At 69.1% G+C, this 20,336-nt stretch carries 22 protein-coding genes and 1 tRNA gene; 6 read left to right on the top strand and 17 right to left on the bottom strand.

The genetic code is table 11. From position 1 onward, the window contains the following. Window position 1 precedes the first annotated feature (1 nt). On the bottom strand, window positions 2-1,396 hold the full coding sequence (gene cysG / locus QQK83_RS09720; RefSeq protein WP_284263729.1) for a siroheme synthase CysG: 1,395 nt from the start codon (window positions 1,394-1,396) through the stop codon (window positions 2-4). Between the two features lie 145 nt (window positions 1,397-1,541). On the opposite strand from cysG, the gene QQK83_RS09715 reads away from it, so the two are divergent. Beyond that, a complete protein-coding gene (locus tag QQK83_RS09715) occupies window positions 1,542-2,015 on the top strand; it encodes an Lrp/AsnC family transcriptional regulator (protein ID WP_284263727.1) in 474 nt (157 codons plus the stop codon). Between the two features lie 13 nt (window positions 2,016-2,028). Here QQK83_RS09715 and dddP read toward each other — a convergent pair whose 3' ends face one another. Beyond that, window positions 2,029-3,357: a dimethylsulfonioproprionate lyase DddP gene (gene dddP, locus QQK83_RS09710; protein WP_284263726.1), complete on the bottom strand. Its 1,329-nt coding sequence runs from the start codon at window positions 3,355-3,357 to the stop codon at window positions 2,029-2,031. A 91-nt stretch (window positions 3,358-3,448) separates the two neighbouring features. Between dddP and QQK83_RS09705 the strand changes: the two genes are divergently transcribed. After that, window positions 3,449-4,234: a heme-dependent oxidative N-demethylase family protein gene (locus QQK83_RS09705; RefSeq protein ID WP_284263725.1), complete on the top strand. Its 786-nt coding sequence runs from the start codon at window positions 3,449-3,451 to the stop codon at window positions 4,232-4,234. Further along, complete coding sequence (locus QQK83_RS09700) at window positions 4,231-5,427, top strand: class I SAM-dependent methyltransferase (RefSeq protein WP_284263724.1); 1,197 nt, start codon at window positions 4,231-4,233, stop codon at window positions 5,425-5,427. The genes QQK83_RS09705 and QQK83_RS09700 overlap by 4 nt, the downstream gene beginning before the upstream one ends. 9 nt (window positions 5,428-5,436) lie before the next feature. On the opposite strand, the gene QQK83_RS09695 is transcribed toward QQK83_RS09700, so the two are convergent. The 8 genes from QQK83_RS09695 to QQK83_RS09660 all read right to left on the bottom strand — a co-directional run bounded on the left by QQK83_RS09695 (window position 5,437) and on the right by QQK83_RS09660 (window position 11,186). Then, window positions 5,437-6,507, bottom strand: coding sequence for a 2'-deoxycytidine 5'-triphosphate deaminase (locus QQK83_RS09695; protein ID WP_284263722.1), 1,071 nt, complete (start codon window positions 6,505-6,507; stop codon window positions 5,437-5,439). A gap of 90 nt (window positions 6,508-6,597) precedes the next feature. Continuing rightward, window positions 6,598-6,674 (bottom strand) — tRNA-Pro (locus tag QQK83_RS09690). Between the two features lie 42 nt (window positions 6,675-6,716). Continuing rightward, window positions 6,717-7,574, bottom strand: coding sequence for a MerR family transcriptional regulator (locus tag QQK83_RS09685; RefSeq protein WP_284263720.1), 858 nt, complete (start codon window positions 7,572-7,574; stop codon window positions 6,717-6,719). 74 nt (window positions 7,575-7,648) lie between these two features. Continuing rightward, on the bottom strand, window positions 7,649-7,951 hold the full coding sequence (gene ihfA / locus QQK83_RS09680) for an integration host factor subunit alpha (RefSeq protein ID WP_284263719.1): 303 nt from the start codon (window positions 7,949-7,951) through the stop codon (window positions 7,649-7,651). A gap of 107 nt (window positions 7,952-8,058) precedes the next feature. Continuing rightward, window positions 8,059-9,030: a beta-ketoacyl-ACP synthase III gene (locus QQK83_RS09675; RefSeq protein WP_284263717.1), complete on the bottom strand. Its 972-nt coding sequence runs from the start codon at window positions 9,028-9,030 to the stop codon at window positions 8,059-8,061. Continuing rightward, on the bottom strand, window positions 9,027-10,124 hold the full coding sequence (gene plsX, locus QQK83_RS09670; RefSeq protein WP_284263715.1) for a phosphate acyltransferase PlsX: 1,098 nt from the start codon (window positions 10,122-10,124) through the stop codon (window positions 9,027-9,029). Before plsX ends, QQK83_RS09675 begins: the two co-directional genes overlap by 4 nt. Window positions 10,125-10,162: 38 nt before the next feature. Beyond that, window positions 10,163-10,369 carry a 50S ribosomal protein L32 gene (rpmF, locus tag QQK83_RS09665; protein ID WP_284263713.1) on the bottom strand — a complete coding sequence of 69 codons (207 nt, stop codon included), beginning with the start codon at window positions 10,367-10,369 and terminating at the stop codon, window positions 10,163-10,165. Window positions 10,370-10,616: 247 nt separating this feature from the next. After that, the gene (locus tag QQK83_RS09660) at window positions 10,617-11,186 is read right to left on the bottom strand and encodes a YceD family protein (RefSeq protein WP_284263711.1); all 570 of its coding nucleotides are present in this window, start codon (window positions 11,184-11,186) and stop codon (window positions 10,617-10,619) included. A gap of 159 nt (window positions 11,187-11,345) precedes the next feature. Between QQK83_RS09660 and QQK83_RS09655 the strand changes: the two genes are divergently transcribed. Next, window positions 11,346-11,768 carry an outer membrane protein assembly factor BamE gene (locus QQK83_RS09655; protein ID WP_284263709.1) on the top strand — a complete coding sequence of 141 codons (423 nt, stop codon included), beginning with the start codon at window positions 11,346-11,348 and terminating at the stop codon, window positions 11,766-11,768. Between the two features lie 130 nt (window positions 11,769-11,898). Continuing rightward, the gene (locus QQK83_RS09650; protein WP_284263707.1) at window positions 11,899-12,636 is read left to right on the top strand and encodes a GNAT family N-acetyltransferase; all 738 of its coding nucleotides are present in this window, start codon (window positions 11,899-11,901) and stop codon (window positions 12,634-12,636) included. A gap of 29 nt (window positions 12,637-12,665) precedes the next feature. Here QQK83_RS09650 and QQK83_RS09645 read toward each other — a convergent pair whose 3' ends face one another. Both QQK83_RS09645 and tyrS read right to left on the bottom strand, forming a co-directional pair. Beyond that, entirely contained in the window at window positions 12,666-13,634 is a 969-nt protein-coding gene (locus QQK83_RS09645; protein WP_284263704.1) for a GNAT family N-acetyltransferase, read from the bottom strand. A 25-nt stretch (window positions 13,635-13,659) separates the two neighbouring features. Next, window positions 13,660-14,913: a tyrosine--tRNA ligase gene (tyrS, locus tag QQK83_RS09640; RefSeq protein WP_284263749.1), complete on the bottom strand. Its 1,254-nt coding sequence runs from the start codon at window positions 14,911-14,913 to the stop codon at window positions 13,660-13,662. 49 nt (window positions 14,914-14,962) lie between these two features. On the opposite strand from tyrS, the gene QQK83_RS09635 reads away from it, so the two are divergent. Then, the gene (locus QQK83_RS09635; RefSeq protein ID WP_284263702.1) at window positions 14,963-16,084 is read left to right on the top strand and encodes an anhydro-N-acetylmuramic acid kinase; all 1,122 of its coding nucleotides are present in this window, start codon (window positions 14,963-14,965) and stop codon (window positions 16,082-16,084) included. Between the two features lie 135 nt (window positions 16,085-16,219). Here the strand turns inward: QQK83_RS09635 and rarD are convergent, their stop codons facing one another. The 5 genes from rarD to eno form a co-directional block, all read right to left on the bottom strand. Further along, on the bottom strand, window positions 16,220-17,146 hold the full coding sequence (gene rarD, locus QQK83_RS09630) for an EamA family transporter RarD (protein ID WP_284263700.1): 927 nt from the start codon (window positions 17,144-17,146) through the stop codon (window positions 16,220-16,222). Window positions 17,147-17,221: 75 nt separating this feature from the next. Further along, a complete protein-coding gene (locus QQK83_RS09625) occupies window positions 17,222-17,641 on the bottom strand; it encodes a cupin domain-containing protein (protein ID WP_284263748.1) in 420 nt (139 codons plus the stop codon). 43 nt (window positions 17,642-17,684) lie between these two features. Then, window positions 17,685-18,374 carry a haloacid dehalogenase type II gene (locus QQK83_RS09620; RefSeq protein WP_284263697.1) on the bottom strand — a complete coding sequence of 230 codons (690 nt, stop codon included), beginning with the start codon at window positions 18,372-18,374 and terminating at the stop codon, window positions 17,685-17,687. 1 nt (window position 18,375) lies between these two features. Further along, on the bottom strand, window positions 18,376-18,939 hold the full coding sequence (locus QQK83_RS09615) for a hypothetical protein (RefSeq protein WP_284263695.1): 564 nt from the start codon (window positions 18,937-18,939) through the stop codon (window positions 18,376-18,378). A 2-nt stretch (window positions 18,940-18,941) separates the two neighbouring features. After that, window positions 18,942-20,219, bottom strand: coding sequence for a phosphopyruvate hydratase (gene eno / locus QQK83_RS09610; RefSeq protein WP_284263693.1), 1,278 nt, complete (start codon window positions 20,217-20,219; stop codon window positions 18,942-18,944). Window positions 20,220-20,336: the final 117 nt, after the last annotated feature.

Below are 20,336 nucleotides of genomic sequence, written 5' to 3'. Positions count from 1 at the left end.
GTCAGGCAAGCTCCTCGGTCAGGCGGGGAAGGGCGTGGGCGGCGGCGCGGGGCGCAAGCCCGTAGAGCAGCACGGCCGGGCCGGTGAGCGCCGCGGCCTCGAGGTCGGCGGCAAGCCGGCCCAGCGTGGTGGCGATGGTCCGCGCATCAGAGCGGCTGGCGTTCTCGACGGCGGTCACGGGCGTGTCGGCGCGCGCGCCGTGCATCATCAACCGGCCCTGGATGAAGCGCGCGCCCTTCAGGCCCATGTAGATCGCGGCGACCTGTCCGGGGCGGGCCAGCCCGCGCCAATCCTGTTCGGCGAAGCCCTGCATGTCATGCCCCGTCAGCAGCCGCGCGGCGCTGTTGCGGTCGCGCTTGGTCAGGCTCTGGCCGATCTGGGCGGTGGCCGCACTTGCCGCGGTGATGCCGGGGGTCACGGCCCAGTCGAGGTCCGCGGCCTCCAGCGCCTCGACCTCTTCGTCGAGCCGGCCGAAGACGCCCGGATCACCGCCCTTCAGGCGGACGACATGCGCGCCCGCGGCGGCGTGCTCGACCATCAGCGCGCAGATGTCGTCCTGCGCCATGGCGGGGCCGAAGCCCTTTTTGCCCGCGTCGATCATCACCGCCTCGCGGCGCGCCAGCTCGAGGATCGCGGGCGAGACGAGCCGGTCGTGGATCACGACATCGGCCTCGTCCAAGAGCTTGCGGGCGCGCAGCGTCAGAAGCTCCGGGTCGCCGGGGCCTGCGCCGACGAGGTCTACGCGGCCCTTGCGCGGGGCCTCGGACAGGTGGCGGGCAAGTAGCGCGTCAAGCGCTGGCCCGATCCCGTCGAGTCCATCTTTTTCAAGTGCTTGCGGGCCAGTCTTGAAGTAATACTCGAACCAGAACTCCCGCCGCTTGCGGCCCATCGGCAGCGCCTCGGCGGCGCGGCGGAAGCCCTTGCCGATCCGCGCCAGCAGGCCGAGCGAGGCGGGTAGCCGTGCCTCCAGATCCGCCTTGATCGCGCGGGCCAGCACCGGGGCTGCGCCCTCGGTGCCGATGGCGACCGTGACCGGGTCGCGGTCCACGATGGCGGGCGTGATGAACTGGCTGGCTTCCAGATTGTCGACCCAGTTGGTCAGCGCCCCGTCCGCGCGGGCCAGCCGCGTGACGCGGGCATCCTCCGCGGCGTCATCATTGGCCGCGTAGAACAGCGCCGCGCAGAGCGCGTCACCGGGGGCTAGGGCGCGGGTGACCAGCGTGATCCGCCCCTCCGCGGCCAGCGCGCGCAGGGCGGCCTCCGGCGCGGCGGCGAAGACGGTGATCCGCGCCGTGGTCTTCAGCAAAAGGCGCAGCTTGGCCAGCGCCGCCTCGCCCCCGCCCGAGACGACGATGCGGCGGCCTTCGACGGCGAGGAAGATCGGGAAATGGTCCATGACGGGCGACATCCTGTTCGGCGGGTTCGCCCTTTACATAGAATAATTTCCCTTCAATCGGCAGTATCTGCTTGCAGATAGGAACATGCGTTCGTTAGATCGCGGTAATGCCCAACTGCCGTTCCCCATCGCCGGAGGCCCCCGAATGTCCGTCCAGATCGACGCCCTCGACCGGAAGATCCTCGCCGCCCTGCAGGAAGACGCCTCGCGCTCGCTCGACGAGATCGCAAGGGTCGTGGGCTCCTCCAAGACCCCGGTCTGGACCCGGATTCGCAAGCTGAAGGAGGCGGGCGTGATCGGGCGGCAGACCGTTCTGCTCGACGCCGAGAAACTGGGGTTCGAGGCCTGTTTCTTCGTCCTGATCCGAACTGCGGAACACGAAGCCGACTGGCAGCGGAAATTCCTCGCCGCCCTCAAGGCGCGCCCCGAGGTGCTGGAGGCGCACAGGCTGGCGGGCGAGATCGACTATATCCTCAAGGTCCGCGTCCCCAACGCGCGCGCCTATGACGCCTTTTACCAGGCGCTGATTTCCGAGGTGAAGATCTACAACGTCACTGCCCTTCTGAGCATGGAGGAGATTAAATCCTCGCCGCTTCTGCCGCTGGACGCCGCCCGGTAGGGGCGGCCCCGCGTCACCAACCCATCAGCGCCGCGTCGAACGGGTAGCGCGTCAGGTTCTCGTAGCCGTCCTCGGTGATCAGCACCTGGTCTTCCAGCTTGATGCAGAAATCGCCGTCCTCGGCCCCCACCAGCGCCTCGACACAGAGCATCATGCCGGGTTCCAGCACGGCCTCGAAGGCCCCTTCGACATAGCCGTCGGAGTAGGCGATCAGCGGCCACTCGTCACACAGGCCGACACCGTGGAAGCGGCAGGAATACTTGCGCTTGTCGTAGATCGCGTCGAGCTGGTGGCCCTTGAAGACAAGGTCGCGGAAGGGCACGCCGGGGGCGAGCAGATCCATGTTCGTCGTGATATGCTCATGTGCATGGCGCATCGCGGCCACCATGTCGGGGCGCGGCGCATCGGGGCCGGTCCACCAGGTGCGGCTGATATCGACGCAAAGGCCGTAGCAGCCGACAAGATCGGTATCCAGCGCGCAGATCTCGTTCTCCTGCACCACGCGGGGGCCGCATTCCTGGAACCACGGGTTCGTGCGGGGGCCGCTGGCGAACAGCCGCGTCTCGATCCATTCGCCGCCGCGCTTGATGTTCTCGGCATGCAGCACGGCCCAGATCTCGTCCTCGGACTTGCCCGGCGCGATGGCGTCCTCCATCGCCTTCAGCGCGGTCTCGCAGGCATGGACGGCGCAGCGCATGGCGAGGATCTCGTCGGCGCATTTCACCGAGCGCGCCCGCTCGGTCAGCTCTTCGCCCTCTTCCAGCGTGAACCCCGCGGCCTCCAGCGCGCGCGCGCCCGTGAGCATGATCTTGTCGACGCCCAGCCGCCGGTTCGTGCCCGCATGGGCGGCCATCACCTCGGCCACTTGCCCTGCGAAATCGCGCGCGGCCTCGGCCCCGCGGTCGCCGGTCGAGAAATAGAACATCGACGCGCCCGAGCGGACCTCGGCCACCAGCGGGTTGTGATCGGCGAGGAAGGGGGAATTCTTGTAATCCCACAAGACCATGTGCCCATCCGCACAAACGAGGCAGGCCCGGAACGGGTTATGCGTGTTCCACAGCTGCATGTTCGTCGAATCGGTCGCGTAGCGGATGTTGAGCGGGTCGAACATCAGCACGCCGCCCCAGTCGCGCGCGGCCAGCGCATCGACAAGGCGCTGCAGCCGGTAGCGGCGAACCGTCGGCAGATCCGGCAGGGTCAGCCCCGCCGCCGCCCATTCGGCATAGGCCAGTTGCGTCGGCCCGATCTCGATCCGGTCCATGTCGTTCAGCGTGCCGTCGGGCAGCAGGACATCGCGGGTCGGGTCGATCTTGCGCTCTGCGCGGCGATAGGCTTTGTTCACGGGCGCTGTCCTCCCAGCACTGTCTCGGGGTCAGCGTGACCCGCAGGGCAGGGGCCGCGCGCGCCCGATACCGGCATGGGGACGGTCGCAAATGGATCATGTTCTTCAGACACATCTGCCCGTCGCGCCCTGGCGCGAACCCGCGATGGCGCGCCTGCCGGGGGTGCAGCCGCTGGAGATGGCCGACTGGCTCGTTGTGGACGAGGCCTTCGCCGGGCAGATGGCGCTGCGCGACGCGCTGCTCTCCGAGCGGCGTGGGGCCGTTTACGCGATGACGCCGGGGGCCGAGCAGGCCGCCTCGGAATTGCTGGCGCTGGTGCTGGAGCATCTCGGGCCGGGCTACGTCCGCGAGGGCGGCGTGGTGCAGCGCCCCGATGGCGTCCGCGTGGCGCTGGAGGCCGAGCCGCCGCTGGTCACCGCCGCGCGGCTGGTGCAGGAGGATCTGTGCCTTCTGAAGCCGGGGCCGGGGGGCGAACACGTGCTGACCGGCGCGGTCCTGTGCTTTCCGGCAAGCTGGACGCTGGCCGAAAAGATCGGCCGTCCTCTGACTGGCATTCACGGCCCCGTCGATGTCTACGACACAGGCATGGCCCGGCGGGTGCAGCGCCTCTTCGACGCGATCCGGCCCGGCCGGCCGCTTTGGCGGCAGAACGCGCTGGTCTATGCCGATCCCGCGCTGCACCAACCCCGCCCCGAGGCCGCGCCGCGCCGCGAGGCAGCCGATGCGGGGCGCTATCTCAGGTCGGAAAAACAATGCCTTGTCCGGCTTGCCTCAACCGATGCCGTGGCATTTACCATTCATACATATGTCGTTCCGCTCGCCGCGCTCCCCGAGGCGTGGCGCGCAAGCTTGCCCGAGCGGGAGACCGTCACATGAGCCGCGTGACCGAGCAATACGAGGCCTTTCCCTACCCCGAACGCGACCCGGCGGAGGAGGGCAAGCGCCTGATCACCGGCTCCCCCTCGCATCCGCTCGAGATCGACCATTACCTCTTCGGCGGAAAGCGCGACTGGTCGCAGCCGCTGCGCGCGCTGGTGGCGGGCGGCGGCACGGGCGATGCGCTGATCCAGCTGGCGCAGGTTCTGACCAGCGCGGGCAAGCCTTACGAGATCACCTATCTCGACCTCTCCACCGCCGCCCGGCAGGTGGCCGAGGCACGGGCGGCGGCGCGGGGGCTGACGGGGATCACCTTCCACACGCGATCCCTGCTCGAGGCACCCGGCCTCGGCCCCTTCGACTACATCGACTGCTGCGGCGTGCTGCATCACCTGCCCGACCCGCAGGCGGGTTTCGACGCGCTCTCCGCCGCGCTGGCGCCCGGCGGGGGCATCGGGCTGATGGTCTACGCGCCCTTCGGGCGGTCGGGCGTCTACCCCCTGCAGGAGGCCTTCGGCACCGCGCTGACCGGCAGCCCACGCGACCGGCTGCGCCGGGCCAAGGCGATCTTCGAGCGCATACCCGACGGCCACCCGTTCAAGCGCAACCTGCAACTCTCCGACCACAAGGCGAGCGACGCGGGCTTCTACGACCTGCTGTTGCACAGCCAGGACCGCCCCTACCGCATCGGCGAGCTGCTCGAGACGCTCGACCGCGCGGGGCTGGCCATGACGGGCAGCCCGCAGGTGCATCTCTACGACCCGCTGCCGATCCTCGGCGACAAGCGGCTGCTGCAGGGGCTGGATGCGCGCGCGCAGATGAACCTGGCCGAGGCGCTGCGCGGCACCATCCGCACGCATGTCCTTTATGCCGCGAAGGACGTGGAGGGCAGGGTGGCCACGCCCACCCCCGAGGCGGTGCCGCATCTCAAGGGCGTGACCGGGCCGCAGCTGGCGCAGCATCTGGCGAAACACGGCGTCATCCCCCTGACCCACGAGGGCGAGCGCTTCGAGATCCCGGTGCCCGCGCTGGCCGTGCGCGCCTTCGCGGGCATCGACGGGCGGCGCAGCCTGCGCCAGATCGCCGAAGGCGCGCGGACCGACTGGCTGGCCTTCGCGCCGATCTGGGCCGGGGTCTCCAAGGCCATGACCGGGCACGGGATGATGTATTACTCGCGCCTGTCGGCGGGCTGAGGCCGCGCGCTACGCCTTGAAATGCTTGGAGAGCTTCAGGCCCTGCCCCTGGTAGTTCGAGGCGATCCCGGCACCATAGAGCGTCTCGGGCGGGCCTGCCATGCGCTCGTAGACCAGCCGCCCCACGACCTGCCCGTGTTCCAGCACGAAGGGCGCTTCGTGGCAGCGCACCTCGAGCACGCCGCGCGCGGGCACGCCATGGCCGAAACCGGGGTCGAAGAAGCCTGCGTAATGCACCCGGAACTCGCCCACCATCGCAAGGTAGGGCGACATCTCGGCGGCGCAGTCGGGCGGGATCGTCACCGCCTCGCGGCTGACGAGGATGTAGAAGGCGCCGGGGTCGAGGATGATCCGGCCCTTCTCGCTGCGGACCTCCTCCCAGAAGTCCGAAACCTCATGCGCCGCGATCCTGGTCAGGTCGATGACGCCGGTATGCGGCTTGGCGCGATAGCCGACGATGCCGGTGTCCGTCGGCGTGAGATCCACCGAGAAGCCCAGCCCCTCGTCGATCACGGGCAGCCCGTCGACCAGCGGGGTTTCGGCATGGCGGGCGGCAAGCTCGGCATCCGACAGCACGGCCTGCCCGCGGCGAAAACGGATCTGGTTCAGCCGCAGCCCCGGCGCGACCTTGACCGAGAAGGAGCGCGGGCAGATCTCGGCATAAAGCGGGCCGGTGTAACCGGCTGGTATCCGGTCGAATTCCGTGCCGCCATCGGCGATGACGCGGGTCAGGCAATCGACCCTGCCGGTCGAGCTTTTGGCGTTGCACACCGCGGTGACATCGGCGGGCAGGTCCAGCGCCTCCAACAGCGGCACGACATAGACGCAGCCCTTTTCCAGCACCGCCCCATGGGTCAGGTCCATCCGGTGCATCTCGAACTCGGCGATGCGGTCTTCGACCTTGCGGCCCTTGCCCGACAGGAACGAGGCGCGCACGCGGTAGGCCACGGTGCCAAGCCGCAGATCGAGGCTGGCGGGCTGCACCTGCCCCGCATCGGGCGCGTCGCAGGTGATGCGGCCTGCGGCGATCATCGCGGCGATGGCGTGATCGGGCAGCACCCCTTGGCTTTGATCGGTCATCGCAGGCCCCCCTTTGTCCCGGCCAAGAAAAAACCGCCCGCGCCGGGGGCGCAAGGCGGTTTTCGCGGCCCGCTGGCAAGCGGGATATTTTGGTCGGGCTAGCAGGACTTGAACCTGCGACCTTCCGTCCCCCAGACGGACGCGCTACCAGGCTGCGCCATAGCCCGACGTTCGGCCCTTCTACTCATTTTGCCGGGGGGCGCAAGGGGTCAGGAGGACGGATTTTTCGCAAGCCCGTCGCGCAGCGCGCCAAGCTCCGCCCTCAGCTGCGCCAAGACGGGGTGGGGCAGGGGCGAGGCCTGCGTGATCCGCGCGTGAAGCCGCACGAGCATGTCTGAAAACCTTGGCGGCTCGCCATCTTCGGCGAGGGGGTCGCCCGCCGGCGTCGCGGCCTCGCCCGTGGCAGGGGCGGCGTCCGGCACCGGGGCAGGGGCGGCGTCCGGCACCGGGGCAGGGGGCGACACGATGGCTGCGATATCAACGGCTGCGGGTGCGTGTCCGTCCGACGGCTCTTCGGCGGGGGGCGGGGCGATCTCGTCGCTCGCGTCATCGACTGCGGCGTCAACCGGGGCATCCTCGGGCGGCTGCGCCGGTGCATCCTGTGCCTCTTCCGCGACGATCTGTCCCGCGGCCGCCTCCTCCGCCGCATCTGCGTCTTCCGGGTCTTCCGGCCATTCGGCAGCGTCCGTTTCGATGTCCGTCTCGAGATCCGCGTCGAGGTCCATCTCCTGATCGGCATCGAGGTCCGGGTCCAGCTCGAGGTCCAGATCCATCACCGCCTGGTCGCCGATTTCCACGGGCGGCGACAGGGCGGCGACGGCGGCCACACCCTCTTCCCGGATCATCTTCTGAACCCCGCGGATGGTCAGGCCGCGGTCATGCAACAGCACCTTGATTCCGCCCACCAGTTCCATGTCGGCGGGCCTGTAGTAGCGGCGTCCCCCGGCGCGTTTCACCGGCTTGATCTGCGGAAACTTCGATTCCCAGAAGCGGAGCACATGAGCCGCCACGTCGAGCCAATCCGCGACCTCGCGGATCGTTCGGAACGCTTGCGTCGATTTCGACATGGCCGGTTTGCCCCGCCTTTGCTCGATACCCCACTCAACACACCGCGCGACAGTCGCCGCCGCGCGGCGCAGCTTCAGCCGCGGTTGCCCGCCGCGACTCGGTCCTTCATCAGGTGCGAAGGCCGGAAGGTCAGCACGCGCCGCGGGCTGATCGGCACCTCTTCGCCGGTCTTCGGGTTGCGCCCCACCCGCGCGGTCTTGGACCGCACCGAGAAGGTGCCGAAGGACGACACCTTGACCTGTTCGCCCTCGACCAATGCGTCGGACATCAGTTCCAGCACTCGTTCCACCAGTTGCGCGCTTTCGTTGCGCGACAGGCCGACCTCGCGGAATACCGCTTCGGACAGGTCCATCCGTGTCAGCGTCTTGTTCGACATCTGTTCCGTCCCCCTAGAGTGCGCACAAGATGGTCGAAGGAATTTCTCAAGTCAATCGAGAGACTTGGACCCCGGCGCTTCCGCGCCGAAAGGGGGCAGGGCCGCGCCTACCAGCGCATCACCACCGACCCCCAGGCAAGCCCGCCGCCGATCGCCTCGGCCACCAGCAGGTCACCTGGTTTGATCTGGCCCCGCGCCACCCCCACCGACAGCGCCAGCGGGATCGACGCGGCCGAGGTATTGCCGTGATCCTGCACGGTCACGACGACGCGATCCATGTCCACGCCCATCTTCTGAGCGGTACGGGTGATGATCCTGAGGTTGGCCTGATGCGGCACGACCCAGTCGACATCCGCCGCGCCAAGCCCCGCCTTCTCAAGCGCGGCATGGGCGGTTTCTGCAAGCTTTTCAACGGCATGGCGAAAGACCTCGCGGCCCTCCATGCGCAAGACGCCGGTGGTCTGCGAGGACGAGACGCCGCCGTCGACGTAGAGCAGGTCGCGGTATCGCCCGTCGGAATGCAGGTCGGTCGCAAGGATGCCGCGATCCGCGGGCGTGCCCGCCTCTTCGCGGCCCTCGAGGATCAGCGCGCCCGCGCCGTCGCCGAACAGAACGCAGGTGCCGCGGTCGGTCCAGTCCATGATCCGGCTGAAGGTTTCCGCCCCGATCACCAGCACGCGCCGCGCCTGGCCCGAGACGACCAGCGCATTGGCATTGGCCAGCGCATAGACGAAGCCGGCGCAGACCGCCTGCACGTCGAAAGCGAATCCCCCCTCCATCCCGAGCCCCGCCTGCACCATCGTGGCCGCCGAGGGAAAGGTGAGGTCGGGCGTCGAGGTGGCCACGACGATCGCGTCGATATCGGCCGCGGTCAGCCCCGCCATCTTCAGCGCGGCCTGCGCGGCGGCGACGGCCATCTGGCTTGTCGTCTCGCCTTCTGCGGCGAAATGGCGGCGCTCGATGCCCGAGCGGGCGCGAATCCATTCGTCGGAGGTGTCGAGCGTCGCTTCGAACTCGGCGTTCTCGACGACGCGCTCGGGCAGGTAGTGACCGATACCGATTGGAACTGCCCGGATCATGTGCGCCCTGCCTCTGCCTGCATCGCCGCTGCCGCGGCTTGTTCGGCCTCGGCGATCCGCGCGGCAAGCCTGACGCTCAGGCCCGCCGCCGCCAATCGCGCGGCCAGCTTGATCGCCGCGGACACACCGGTTTCATCCGCCGATCCGTGCGATTTCACGATGGTTCCGTTCAAACCCAGGAACACGCCCCCGTTCACGCGGCGCGGGTCGATCCCCTTGGTCAACCGCCGCAACGAGGTGTAGGCCAGCAGCGCCGCAATGCGCGAGAACGGCGTCTTGCGGAACGCCTCGCGCATCCGCTCGCCGATCAGCTTGGCGGTGCCCTCGCCGGTTTTCAGCGCGACATTGCCGGTGAACCCGTCGGTGACGATCACGTCGACCTTCGTTGAGGGCAGGTCGCCGCCCTCCACGAAGCCCACGAAGTCGAAATCCGCGGCCTGGCTGACACGCTCGATCAGCTCCGAGGCGAGCTTCAGCTCGGCGCGGCCCTTGTGCTCTTCGGTGCCGACATTCAGCAGCCCGACACGCGGCCGCTTCAGGTCCAGCCCGTTGCGCGCATAGCTTGCGCCCATCAGCGCGTATTGCAGCAGATCCTCGGCGTCGGCGCGGATATCCGCGCCCACGTCGAGCATTACGTTGAACCCCTGCGGGTTGCGCGACGGCCAGAGACAGGCGATGGCCGGGCGGTTCACGCCCTCGACCTTGCGCAGCCGCACCATCGACAGCGCCATGAGCGCGCCGGTGTTGCCGCAGCTGACGGCGGCCTGCGCCTCGCCCGAGCGGACGGCCTCGATGCAGGACCACATGGAGGTGTCCTTGCCGTGGCGCATCACGTGGGAGGGTTTGGCGTCCATCGTCACGACACCCGCGGCATGGCGGATCTCGCACCGCTCGCCCAGTCCGCGCCGCCGCTCGATCAAGCGCTCGAGCTGCGGACGGTCGCCATGCACGATGAAGCGCAGGGCGGGATTTTTCGCGGCCGATCTGGCCATGCCGGCGATGACGACGGACGGGCCGTGGTCCCCGCCCATCGCGTCGATGGACAGGACCGTGCCGGGGATGTCCTTGGTCGTGAGTGCAGTGCCCTCGCTCATGCCCCCGGCCGCCTCGCTGCTTCGGGCGTCACGCAGGCTCAGGCCGCGTCTTCGTCCAGGTCGATCTCGTCAGCCTGCGCCATGACCTCACGATCATTGTAGGTGCCGCAGGAGGGGCAGACGTGATGCGGGCGCTTCAGCTCGCCGCAGGACGGGCACTCGTTGGGATTGGCGCCGACCAGGGCGTCATGTGCGCGGCGCATACCGCGCTTGGAGCGCGTCACTCGATTCTGGGGGACAGCCATGTCACAACCTCAAGTCTTGGGGGGCGGTCGCATCGCGCACCGCCCGGGTGCAGTCAAAAAATCTCGTCTCTCAGGTCGCCTTCGGCGTCCCCGTCGCAGACCGGTCTGGACTGCGCCGAGTGGCTGGAACGGGGCGGCTGACCCGCGCCCGGAGCCTTGGGGCGAATGAGGCCGGGAACATACCCGGATTCCGGGGTCATGCAAGCCCTTTTCCCGACCTCTTTTCCGGCCCTGATCCGGGGTCCGATCACGCCCCCTCGCCGCTGTCGTCATCTGACTGTCCCGTGCCACCCAGCCGGTCGCGCAGCGCGGCGAGCCCGGCCAGTGGCTTGGCGTCCTCATCGGTCATCGGTGCCACGCCGGGCGGCGCGAAGACCGCGGCACGCAATTCCGCGCCCTCGGCGCGCGGATAGGGCGGCAGCGCGAGCGCGAGCGCCTCGGTCAGCACCGCAAGCAGGTCGAGCGTGTCGGGCAGCGGTTCGGCACTGTCATCCTCGGGCATCTCGACCTCGTCGCCCTCGGGCTCGGGCATCTCGGCCAGGTAGCGGCGCGTCAGCGGCTCGTCGATCCGCGTGGTGACGGGCGCGGCGGTCACGACGCAGGGTTGCACCACGGTCGCGCCCAGCACCGCCTCGAGCCGCCAGTCGCGCTTGCCGGTGGGGATCAGCCGCCCCTCGAGTCGCAGCTTGCGCAGCCCGTCGATACCCAGCTCATCCGCCAGCCGCGCGCGTGCCTGCGCGTCGGGCGTGACGCTGACGGGCCGGTCGGCGGCCCGCGACAGGCGCGCCAGCGCCAGTGTTGCGTCTTCGCTTGGCATGTCTCCGCCTCCTCGCGTCCTTGCCCTGTGGGCCGGGGTAAGTTAAGCGGATAGAAAGCTTTCGACGCGGCTGCAAGGGTGACCGGCAACCGGCGTCGGCGGGATCGAGGCAAGAGGGCACGCATGAACATCTCTGGCGGCGCAATCCGGAAAGGTCTTGTGGCGGTTGTCCTGGCCGTGACGCTCGCGGGCTGCGCGGCGACCTTCGACAATCATGGCTACGTGCCTCCGGCCGAGGATCTTGCGGCGGTCGACATCGGCGACAGCCGCGAGGCCGTGGCCGAGGCCATCGGCACGCCGGGTGCCGCTGGCGTGATGCGCGACGAGGCGTGGTTCTACAACGCCTACCGGATGCGCAACTACGCCTACCGCGCCCCCGAAGTGGTCGAGCGCCAGGTCATCGCGGTGTCCTTCGACGGGCGCGGGCGGGTCTCGAACATCGAGGAATTCGGGCTCGAGGACGGCAACATCGTCCAGTTCTCGCGCCGCGTGACGACCAGTTCGGTGCGCGAGATCAGTTTCCTTGCGCAGATCCTGTCGAATTTCGGCCGGATCAACGTGGCCGACGCGCTGGCCGACTGAGCGGCAGCCGGCCTCCGTTGCGGTAGCTCGTCGCACCCAGGCCCGCCTCCCCCTTGTCGCGGTGGCGTCACAGGCGCATCCTATGCAGGTCCGTGACCGATACGAGACGCGGCAGCGCAGGAGCAGGCCGATGTTGACCCTTGCGAAAGGTCGTTACCAGGCGCGGCTGGCCGAGAGCGACGCCGACCTCGAAGCGGCGCAGCGGCTCAGGACGCTGGCCTTTCGCGGCCCTGATGCGCAGCGGCTGGATGCCGACGATTTCGACCGCGCCTGCACTCACATGCTGGTCGAAGAGGTCGCGGGCGGGCGGCTGGTCTGCTGTTTCAGGCTCTTGCGGCTGCGCTCGGGGGCCGAGATCGGGCGCAGCTACTCGGCCCAGTTCTACGAGCTGTCGGCGCTGGCGGGTTTCGACGGCCCGATGGTCGAGATGGGGCGGTTCTGCATCCACCCCGACCTGCACGATCCCGACATCCTGCGCGTCGCGTGGGGGGCGATGACGGCCTGGGTCGACCGCGAGGGGGTCGAGATGCTGTTTGGCTGCTCCTCCTTCCACGGGACCGAGGCGCGGGAGTATTACGACGCCTTCGCGCTGCTGCGCGACCGGCATATCGCGCCGAAGCGGTGGCTTCCGCGGGTCAAGGCCCCCTCGGTCTTCCGCTTCGCCAGCCGGTTGCGCCGCAAGCCCGATCTGAAGCGCGCTCAGGCCAAGATGCCGCCGCTTTTGCGCACCTACCTGCTGATGGGGGGGTGGGTCAGCGACCACGCGGTGATCGACCGCGACCTCGGCACGCTGCATGTGTTCACGGGGCTGGAGATCAGCGCCGTGCCGCCGTCCCGCGCGCGGCTCCTGCGGGCGGTGGCGGGCTGAGGCGGCGTGCGGGCCGCGGTGGTGGAGGGTCAGGGCATCGCGTGTTCTCCATGTCCAAGCGCGCCGTCACGCACCAAGGCCCGCGCCATCGGGCGCCTGCGACGGGGCAGGGCGCAGCTCGAGACCCAGCTGCCGCCAAGCACGCGCAGCCGTGCGCCCGTGCCCAGCTTGAACCGGGCAAGGCCCGGCGCGGTCCGGGGCTCGGCAAGGCCGAGGTCGATCACCTCGGCCCCGTTCGCCTGCAGCGCCTGCATCGCGTGCCACATCAGCACCGGCCCGGCCGAGGCCGCGCGCCCCGCGGCGTCGGACCAGCCGACCTGGTAGGTGGCCGTTCGGCCATGCCGGAAGAAGAGCATCGCGGCGATGGGGCCGTCGGGACCGCGCGCTGTGAACAGTCGACCGGCACCGGGGTCCGCGCCCGCAAGTGCGGCGATCATGACGGGCGGCAGGGGGTGGTAACCCAGCCGCCGCGCCGCCCGCGCCTCGGCGGCCAGCAGCCAGTGGCGCGGGTCGGGCGGCATCGCCGCCTGCGTCACGGTCAGCCCTTGCGCCAGCCCGTGCCGCAGCCGGTTGCGCCATTTGCCGCGCATCGCCGCCAGCATCGCTGCGTGGGACGGTGCGAGCGGCACTTCGGCGATCTGCCGGGGCCGGGCGATGCGGCGGAACCCGGCATCGGCCAGCGCCCCGGCGCAGCCTGCGTCCTCGGCATGGACGATCAGGTGCCGCGCCCCGGTCCGCGCGCGCAAATCCGGTGCCGTGGTCAGGTCCAGCCCCGGCGGCCCGCGCGAGATCAGCGCGACCTCGCCCAGCAGGGGGAAGCGCCGCGAGATCACCCGCACGGGACCGGAGGGAAGGTCGAGCACGCGACACCGTCCGCCCAGCCGTGTCACGGCGCGGGCGTAGAGCGCCGATTGCTGCAGCGGCTCGGGCAGCGGCACAAGCGTGGAGGGATCGTGGATCGGGCCAAGGTCGAACATGGGCGGCAGCCTGCCACCCATGTCCTTAGAAAGGGTTAAGCGCCGCTCACTCCGCCAGCATCACCAGCGCGTGCCGCTTCTTGCCCGCCGACAGCTTGATCGGCTGCGCCAGATCGGCGGCCCCGATCATCAGCCCCGCATCGGTCAGCGCCGCGTCATTCATCCGCGCGCCGCCCTCGGCGATCAGGCGCTTGGCGTCCTTGCCCGATTTCGCCAGCCCCGAGCGCGTGATGAGCTGCGCGACCGAGATGCCCTCGGCCAGCTCCGCCGCACTCAGTGTCAGCGTCGGCAGGTCCTCGCCCATGCCTCCCTTCTCGAAGACCTCGCGCGCGGTGGCTTCGGCCGCCGCCGCCGCCTCGGCCCCGTGCAGAAGGGTCGTGACCGCATTGGCCAGCACGATCTTGGCCTCGTTGATCTCGGCCCCTTGCAAGCTGCCCAGCCGCTCGCATTCCGCGACCGGGATCTCGGTATAGAGCTTCAGGAACCGGCCCACGTCGGCGTCGGTCGTGTTGCGCCAGAACTGCCAGAACTCGTAGGGGCTGAGCATCTCGCCGTCGAGCCAGATCGCGCCGCCCTGGCTCTTGCCCATCTTCTTGCCGTCCGACGTGGTCAGAAGCGGCGTGGTCAGCCCGAAGATCTCGGCCTCCAGCACCCGGCGGGACAGGTCGATCCCGTTCACGATGTTGCCCCATTGATCCGAGCCGCCCATCTGCAGCACGCAGCCCTCGCGCCGGTAGAGCTCGAGGAAATCATAGGCCTGCAGGATCATGTAGTTGAACTCGAGGAAGCTCAGGCTCTGCTCGCGGTCCAGCCGCGACTTCACGCTCTCGAACGACAGCATCCGGTTCACCGAGAAATGCCGCCCGATGTCGCGCAGGAAATCGAGGTAGTTCAGACCGTCCAGCCAGTCGGCGTTGTTGAGCATGACAGCGTCGGTCTCACCCGCGCCATACCCGAGGTAGCGGTCGAAGACGCGCTGCATCCCCGCGATATTCGCGTCGATCTGCTCGGCCGTCAGCAGGGGCCGCTCGTCGGCACGGAAACTGGGGTCGCCCACCTTGGTCGTGCCGCCGCCCATCAGCGTGATCGGGCGGTTGCCGGTCTTCTGCCACCAGCGCAGGAGCATGATGTTCAGAAGATGCCCCACGTGGAGCGATTTCGCCGTGGCGTCATAGCCGATGTAGCAGGTCACAGGGCCCTTCAGCAGCGTCTCGTCAAGGCCCTGCAGGTCGGTGCAATCGGCGAGGAATCCGCGCGCGATGATCTCGCGCAGGAACTCCGATTTGGGCTGGTAGGTCATCGGGCTCCGGTCCATGTTCTGACGTCGGTGGGGCGAGGCTATAGCGGGCATGGCCGTGAAGGGAAAGAGCGACAAATCGGGGCCGGTGCGGGCGCTTGGCGCCATGTCGGGCACATCGATGGACGGGGTCGACCTTGCCGTGATCGAGACCGACGGTGTGGCGGTGACGGGTTTCGGGCCCACGGGATACCGTGCCTTTGACCCGGCCGAGCGCGCGGCGATCCGCGCGGCCCTGGGGCGCTGGCCGGGCGAGGCGGGCGTGGCCGAGGCCGCCCGCGCGGTCGAGGAGGCGCATCTCGCGGCCTTGGCCGGGTTTGACGGGTGCGATGGCGTCGAGGTCTTCGGCTTCCACGGCCAGACGCTGGCCCATGACCCCGATGGGGGGCGCACGCACCAGGCGGGCGATGGTGCGCGGCTCGCCGCCGAGGCGGGGCTGGTGACGGTCTGGGATTTCCGCTCGAACGATGTCGAGCTGGGCGGGCAGGGCGCGCCGCTGGCGCCCTTCTACCACTGGGCGCTGGCGCGCTTCGTGGGTGAGACGCGGCCCATGGCCTTCCTCAACCTCGGCGGGGTGGGCAACATCACCTATGTCGATCCGCGCGTGGCGCGGCCCGAGCTGCCGGGGGCCTGCCTCGCCTTTGACACGGGGCCCGCGAATGCGCCGATCGACGATCTTGTGCAGGCGCGGCTGGGGATGCCCTACGACCGCGACGGGGCCTTGACGCGGGCGGGGCGTGTCGATGCCGAGACGGTGGCGGTGTTTCTCGACGATGTCTATTTCCGGCGCGTGCCGCCGAAATCGCTGGACCGCGGCGGGTTTCCGCAGCTGGCGGACTGGATCGCGGGGATGGAGATAGCGGATGCGGTGGCGACGCTCGCGGCCTGTGCCGCGGGGGCGGTCTCGCAGGCGATGGAGCATCTGCCCGCGCGCCCCGCGCGGCTGCTGGTCACGGGCGGCGGGCGGCTGAACCCCGGGCTGATGGAGATGCTCGAGGCGGCGCTCGGCCGCCCGGTGGAGCCGGTGGAGGCCGCGGGGCTGGACGGTGACGCGCTCGAGGCGCAGGCCTTCGCCTATCTCGCGGTCAGGGTCTTGCGCGGCCTGCCGACCTCGGCCCCCGGCACCACGGGCGTGGCCACGGCGGTGGGCGGGGGCCGGGTGTCGCGCCCCTGACCAAAAGGAGCGGCATTGCCGCGTTCCCTTGAGGTCGCTTCGCTCCGTGAGTCCTTTGTTGGCGCCTTCGGCGCGTGGGGGGCTCCGCCCCCGTCGCTCCGCGACTCCCCCGCCATATTTGGGGGATGAAGATGCTCAGGCGCGCGGGGGGCGGTTGCGCAGCATCGAGGCGGTGTAGATCACGAGGGCCGCCCAGATCAGCGGGAAGGCCACGGCGCGGGCGGGGCCGAAGGGCTCGTCGAAGACGAAGACCGCGATCAGGAAGATCATCGTGGGCGCGATATATTGCAGGATGCCGATGGTCGAAAGGCGTAGCCCCTTGGCGCCGTTGGCATAGAGCATCAAGGGGATCGCCGTGACTGCGCCCGCGCCGATCAGAAGGGCGCTGTCGGTCCAGGAGGTCGTCAGGAAATGGCCGGAGGGTCCGATCCAGAGGATATAGGCCAGCGCCGGCGGCGAGAGCAGCAGCACCTCGAGCAGGAAGCCCTGGTTGGGGCCGATGGGGAGCGTCTTGCGCAGGAAGCCGTAGATGCCGAAGGTCGTCATCAGCACCAGCGCCACCCAGGGCACCGCGCCCGCCGAGACGGTGAGGATCGCAACCGCGACCGCGGCCAGCCCCACCGCCGTCCATTGCGCGGGCGAGAGGCGTTCGCGCAGGATCACCGCGCCGAGCGCGACCGAGAAGAGCGGGTTGATATAGTAGCCGAGCGCCGCATCCAGCGCGCGGTCATTTGCGATGGCCCAGACATAGACGCCCCAGTTGATCGAGATCAGGCTTGCCGTGACCGCGGCCATGGCCACCATGCGCGGGCTGCGCAGCGCGGTCACCAGGTCACCGGTGCGGCGCAGCACCAGGAGAACCGCGCCCGCCACGGGCACCGACCAGAGCACCCGGTGGGCGATGATCTCGACCGCGGGGATGTGGGCTATGGCCTTCATGTAGAGCGGCAGGAAGCCCCAGATCAGGTAGGCGGACGCGGCATAGGCAAAGCCCGCCGGCGTGTCGCCGGTCTTGGGGGTGGGTGCGGGGGTGGGGGTGGTCAGGGTCGTCGCGCGCGTCATGGGCCCCGGTTAGCCCATCGCGCAGGGCCGGGCGAGCGCGATTTCGAGATGCCGCGCATCACGGTTGGTCATGGGCTATCCGCGCGGGATGTCGAACCCCGGCGCGGCCAGCGTGAACCCCTCGAAGGTGAAGCCCGGCGAGACGGTGCAGGAGACCAGCGTGAAATCGCCGGTGGTGCGCGCGGCCTGCCAATGGCCTTCGGGAACGATGATCTGCGGCGCGCCCGTGTCGAGGTCGGGGGTCAGCAGGTGGTCGGTGGCGGGGCCTTCGTCGGTCTTGGCCATGGACAGCACCAGCGGCGCGCCCGCGTGCCAGAGCCAGATCTCGGTCGCATCGACCTTGTGCCAATGGCTCGCCTCGCCTGCCTTCAGCAGGAAGTAGATGCAGGTGCCCGTGGGGCGGCCCTCGTTCGTGGCGACCCAGGTCTGGCGGTAATGCCCGCCCTCTGGATGGGGGGCGAGGCCCAGCCGGGCGATGATCTGGTCGGCGGTCATGGTCATTGGGCGGAGTCCTTTCGCGCTGTGTTGCCTGCGCGCATCACGGCGCAAGCTGGCGGGCGAGGTCGTGGAAGTCGTCGGCCGTGATGTCCCACGCGGCCTCGGGCGCAAGGTCGCGGGTCTGGCCCGGCCCGTGTTCGGTGGGGCGGGGCACGAAGGCGGTGGCCAGCCCGCAGGCCCGCGCGGCGTGCAGGTCGTCATTATGGGCGGCGACCATCATCACCTCCGCCGGGGCGAGGCGCAGCGTCGCGCAGGCGGCGAGATAGACCGCCGGTTTCGGCTTGTAGTCCCGCGCGATCTCGGCCCCGAGGATGCAATCCCAGGGCAGGGCGGCGTAGCGTGCCAGCCGCGTCATCAGCGCGATTGAGCCGTTCGAGCAGGGCGCGATGATGTGATGGCGCTTCAGCGCGGTGAGGCCCGCGACGACATCGGGCCAGGGGTCGAGCCGCTCCCACGCCGCGTTGAGGCTGTCGGGGGCGGTCACGCCGAGATCGGCGGCGACCCTGTGCAGGTTCTCGAGATGCAGGTCGTCGAGGGGCACGTAGCCGCGCCCGCCTTGCCTGATGCGCGCCATGGCGGGGTCGTATTCCGCCCGCCAGGCGGTGGCGAAGGCCGCGGCGTCCACGCCGGGCAGGGCGGCCGCCACCTCGCGCGCGACGGAGGCACGCCAGTCCACGCAGGTGCCGAAGACGTCGAAGATGAGGGCTTTGGGAAACGCTTTCAGGGTCATGTCAGTCCGACACATGAACTTTCAATTCGGCCTGGATGGCTTCAGCCAAGCCTCGTAGTTCGAGTGGATAAAAGGCGAAATCAGCCGTTTCGTTCGATTTTTTCGACCGTTCATTGTCCCACGCTTCACTGTCCCACCGCTGATTTTTCAGTTCCTCACTGAACCACTGCTGACTGACCCGTTTGATCTCATCAATGGAGCGCGTTTCGTTTACTTCGTAGTCATACCGATACTTCGTGAAGGCTTCATTCCACGCCGTCATGAGCTTCTCGGGATCGCTGAAATCCGAGTGTCCGGCAAATCGCACGCTGGCATACTTGATAAGTCGGGCGCGCGTTTCAGTATCGAGCTTGAGCCAGCCTTCGTAGTAGTCATGGCTAAACTTCGGTTCCTTGCCTTCCGCAAGGACCAAGGCTTTCAGCAGTATCTCGAAGGCGAGGATGTCCAGAACGGTGCCTGAAGGTCCGAAATCCTCAAGTTTCGTCCTCAGGCACTGTCCGGCGCGAAGGTAGGCGGACGCGGATTCCACCCGTCGCCTGATCGCTTCGCGCCGATCCAGCCTCATGCTTACCCCCGCAGGATCGACCGCCCCGCGTAGGCCGCCGTATCCCCCAGCATCTCCTCGATGCGGATCAGCTGGTTGTATTTCGCCAGCCGGTCCGAGCGCGCCAGCGAGCCGGTCTTGATCTGCCCGCAGTTCGTGGCGACCGCGAGATCGGCGATGGTCGCGTCCTCGGTCTCGCCCGAGCGGTGCGACATCACGCAGGTCATCCGGTTGCGATGCGCAAGGTTCACCGCGGCCAGCGTTTCCGACAGCGTGCCGATCTGGTTCACCTTCACCAACAGCGAGTTGCCGCAGCCCCGCTCGATCCCCTGTTGCAGGCGAGCGGGGTTGGTGACGAAGAGGTCGTCGCCCACCAGCTGCACCCGGTGGCCCAGGACCTCGGTCAGGGTCGCCCAGCCGTCCCAGTCATCCTCGGCGCAGCCATCCTCGATCGACAGGATCGGGTAGTCGTTCACCAGCGCCTCGAGATAGGAGACATTCTCGTCCGGGGTCAGGGTTTTCCCTTCGCCCGCAAGCACGTAGGCGCCGTCCTTGAAGTATTCCGTCGAGGCGCAGTCGAGCGCCAGCATCATGTCGTCGCCGGGCACATAGCCCGCCTTCTCGATGGAGCGCAGCACGAAATCCAGCGCGTCGCGGGTCGAGCTGAGGTTGGGGGCGAAACCGCCCTCGTCGCCGATGCCCGTGGACAGGCCCGCCGCCGACAGCTCCTTCTTCAGGGTGTGGAACACCTCCGACCCCATCCGCACGGCCTCGGCGATGGAGGTGGCCGAGACCGGCATGATCATGAATTCCTGGATGTCGATCGGGTTGTCGGCATGCTCGCCGCCGTTGATGATGTTCATCATCGGCACCGGCAGGACATGGGCCGCGGTGCCGCCCACGTAGCGGAAAAGCGGCTGCGAGACGTGATCGGCCGCGGCCTTGGCCACGGCGAGCGAGACGCCGAGGATCGCGTTGGCGCCCAGACGGCCCTTGTTCTCGGTCCCGTCCATCTCGCACAGCAGCGCGTCGATCGCCTCCTGCTCGGTGGCGTCGGTGCCGACCAGCGCCTCGGCGATCTCGCCGTTGACGGCGGCCACGGCCTCCAGCACGCCCTTGCCCATGTAGCGGCTCTTGTCGCCGTCGCGGCGCTCGACGGCCTCGTGCACGCCCGTGGATGCGCCCGACGGCACCGCGGCGCGGCCCATGGTGCCATCCTCCAGCGTCACGTCGACCTCGACGGTGGGGTTGCCCCGGCTGTCGAGGATCTCGCGGGCGTGGATGTCGATGATGAAGCTCATGGGGTGTCCCTCTCCGGTCTGGCTGTCGCGCGCTCTATAGCAAGCCCCGCCGCGCAAGCGAAGAGGGCGCGCGCGGTCCTGCCGCCACCACGCCGCGGCCGTTTGGCATGGGGCGCG

Origin of the sequence: Roseicyclus amphidinii, assembly GCF_030163755.1 — a bacterium.
GTDB classification, from domain to species: Bacteria; Pseudomonadota; Alphaproteobacteria; order Rhodobacterales; family Rhodobacteraceae; genus Roseicyclus; species Roseicyclus amphidinii.
The sequence above is the reverse complement of the archived record's forward strand: the minus strand, read 5'-3'. Positions and strand labels throughout refer to the sequence as shown.

Coding starts and splice junctions, on each gene's coding strand:
- QQK83_RS09620 (WP_284263697.1), bottom strand. CDS start 18,374: ATGACCCTGAAAGCGTTTCCCAAAGCCCTCATCTTCGACGTCTTCGGC.
- QQK83_RS09695 (WP_284263722.1), bottom strand. CDS start 6,507: ATGACCGATCAAAGCCAAGGGGTGCTGCCCGATCACGCCATCGCCGCG.
- plsX (WP_284263715.1), bottom strand. CDS start 10,124: ATGAGCGAGGGCACTGCACTCACGACCAAGGACATCCCCGGCACGGTC.
- QQK83_RS09675 (WP_284263717.1), bottom strand. CDS start 9,030: ATGATCCGGGCAGTTCCAATCGGTATCGGTCACTACCTGCCCGAGCGC.
- cysG (WP_284263729.1), bottom strand. CDS start 1,396: ATGGACCATTTCCCGATCTTCCTCGCCGTCGAAGGCCGCCGCATCGTC.
- QQK83_RS09660 (WP_284263711.1), bottom strand. CDS start 11,186: ATGCCAAGCGAAGACGCAACACTGGCGCTGGCGCGCCTGTCGCGGGCC.
- QQK83_RS09715 (WP_284263727.1), top strand. CDS start 1,542: ATGTCCGTCCAGATCGACGCCCTCGACCGGAAGATCCTCGCCGCCCTG.
- QQK83_RS09685 (WP_284263720.1), bottom strand. CDS start 7,574: ATGTCGAAATCGACGCAAGCGTTCCGAACGATCCGCGAGGTCGCGGAT.
- tyrS (WP_284263749.1), bottom strand. CDS start 14,913: ATGACCTACCAGCCCAAATCGGAGTTCCTGCGCGAGATCATCGCGCGC.
- QQK83_RS09635 (WP_284263702.1), top strand. CDS start 14,963: ATGGCCGTGAAGGGAAAGAGCGACAAATCGGGGCCGGTGCGGGCGCTT.
- QQK83_RS09645 (WP_284263704.1), bottom strand. CDS start 13,634: ATGGGTGGCAGGCTGCCGCCCATGTTCGACCTTGGCCCGATCCACGAT.
- QQK83_RS09615 (WP_284263695.1), bottom strand. CDS start 18,939: ATGAGGCTGGATCGGCGCGAAGCGATCAGGCGACGGGTGGAATCCGCG.
- rpmF (WP_284263713.1), bottom strand. CDS start 10,369: ATGGCTGTCCCCCAGAATCGAGTGACGCGCTCCAAGCGCGGTATGCGC.
- QQK83_RS09650 (WP_284263707.1), top strand. CDS start 11,899: ATGTTGACCCTTGCGAAAGGTCGTTACCAGGCGCGGCTGGCCGAGAGC.
- QQK83_RS09700 (WP_284263724.1), top strand. CDS start 4,231: ATGAGCCGCGTGACCGAGCAATACGAGGCCTTTCCCTACCCCGAACGC.
- ihfA (WP_284263719.1), bottom strand. CDS start 7,951: ATGTCGAACAAGACGCTGACACGGATGGACCTGTCCGAAGCGGTATTC.
- QQK83_RS09625 (WP_284263748.1), bottom strand. CDS start 17,641: ATGACCGCCGACCAGATCATCGCCCGGCTGGGCCTCGCCCCCCATCCA.
- eno (WP_284263693.1), bottom strand. CDS start 20,219: ATGAGCTTCATCATCGACATCCACGCCCGCGAGATCCTCGACAGCCGG.
- rarD (WP_284263700.1), bottom strand. CDS start 17,146: ATGACGCGCGCGACGACCCTGACCACCCCCACCCCCGCACCCACCCCC.
- QQK83_RS09705 (WP_284263725.1), top strand. CDS start 3,449: ATGGATCATGTTCTTCAGACACATCTGCCCGTCGCGCCCTGGCGCGAA.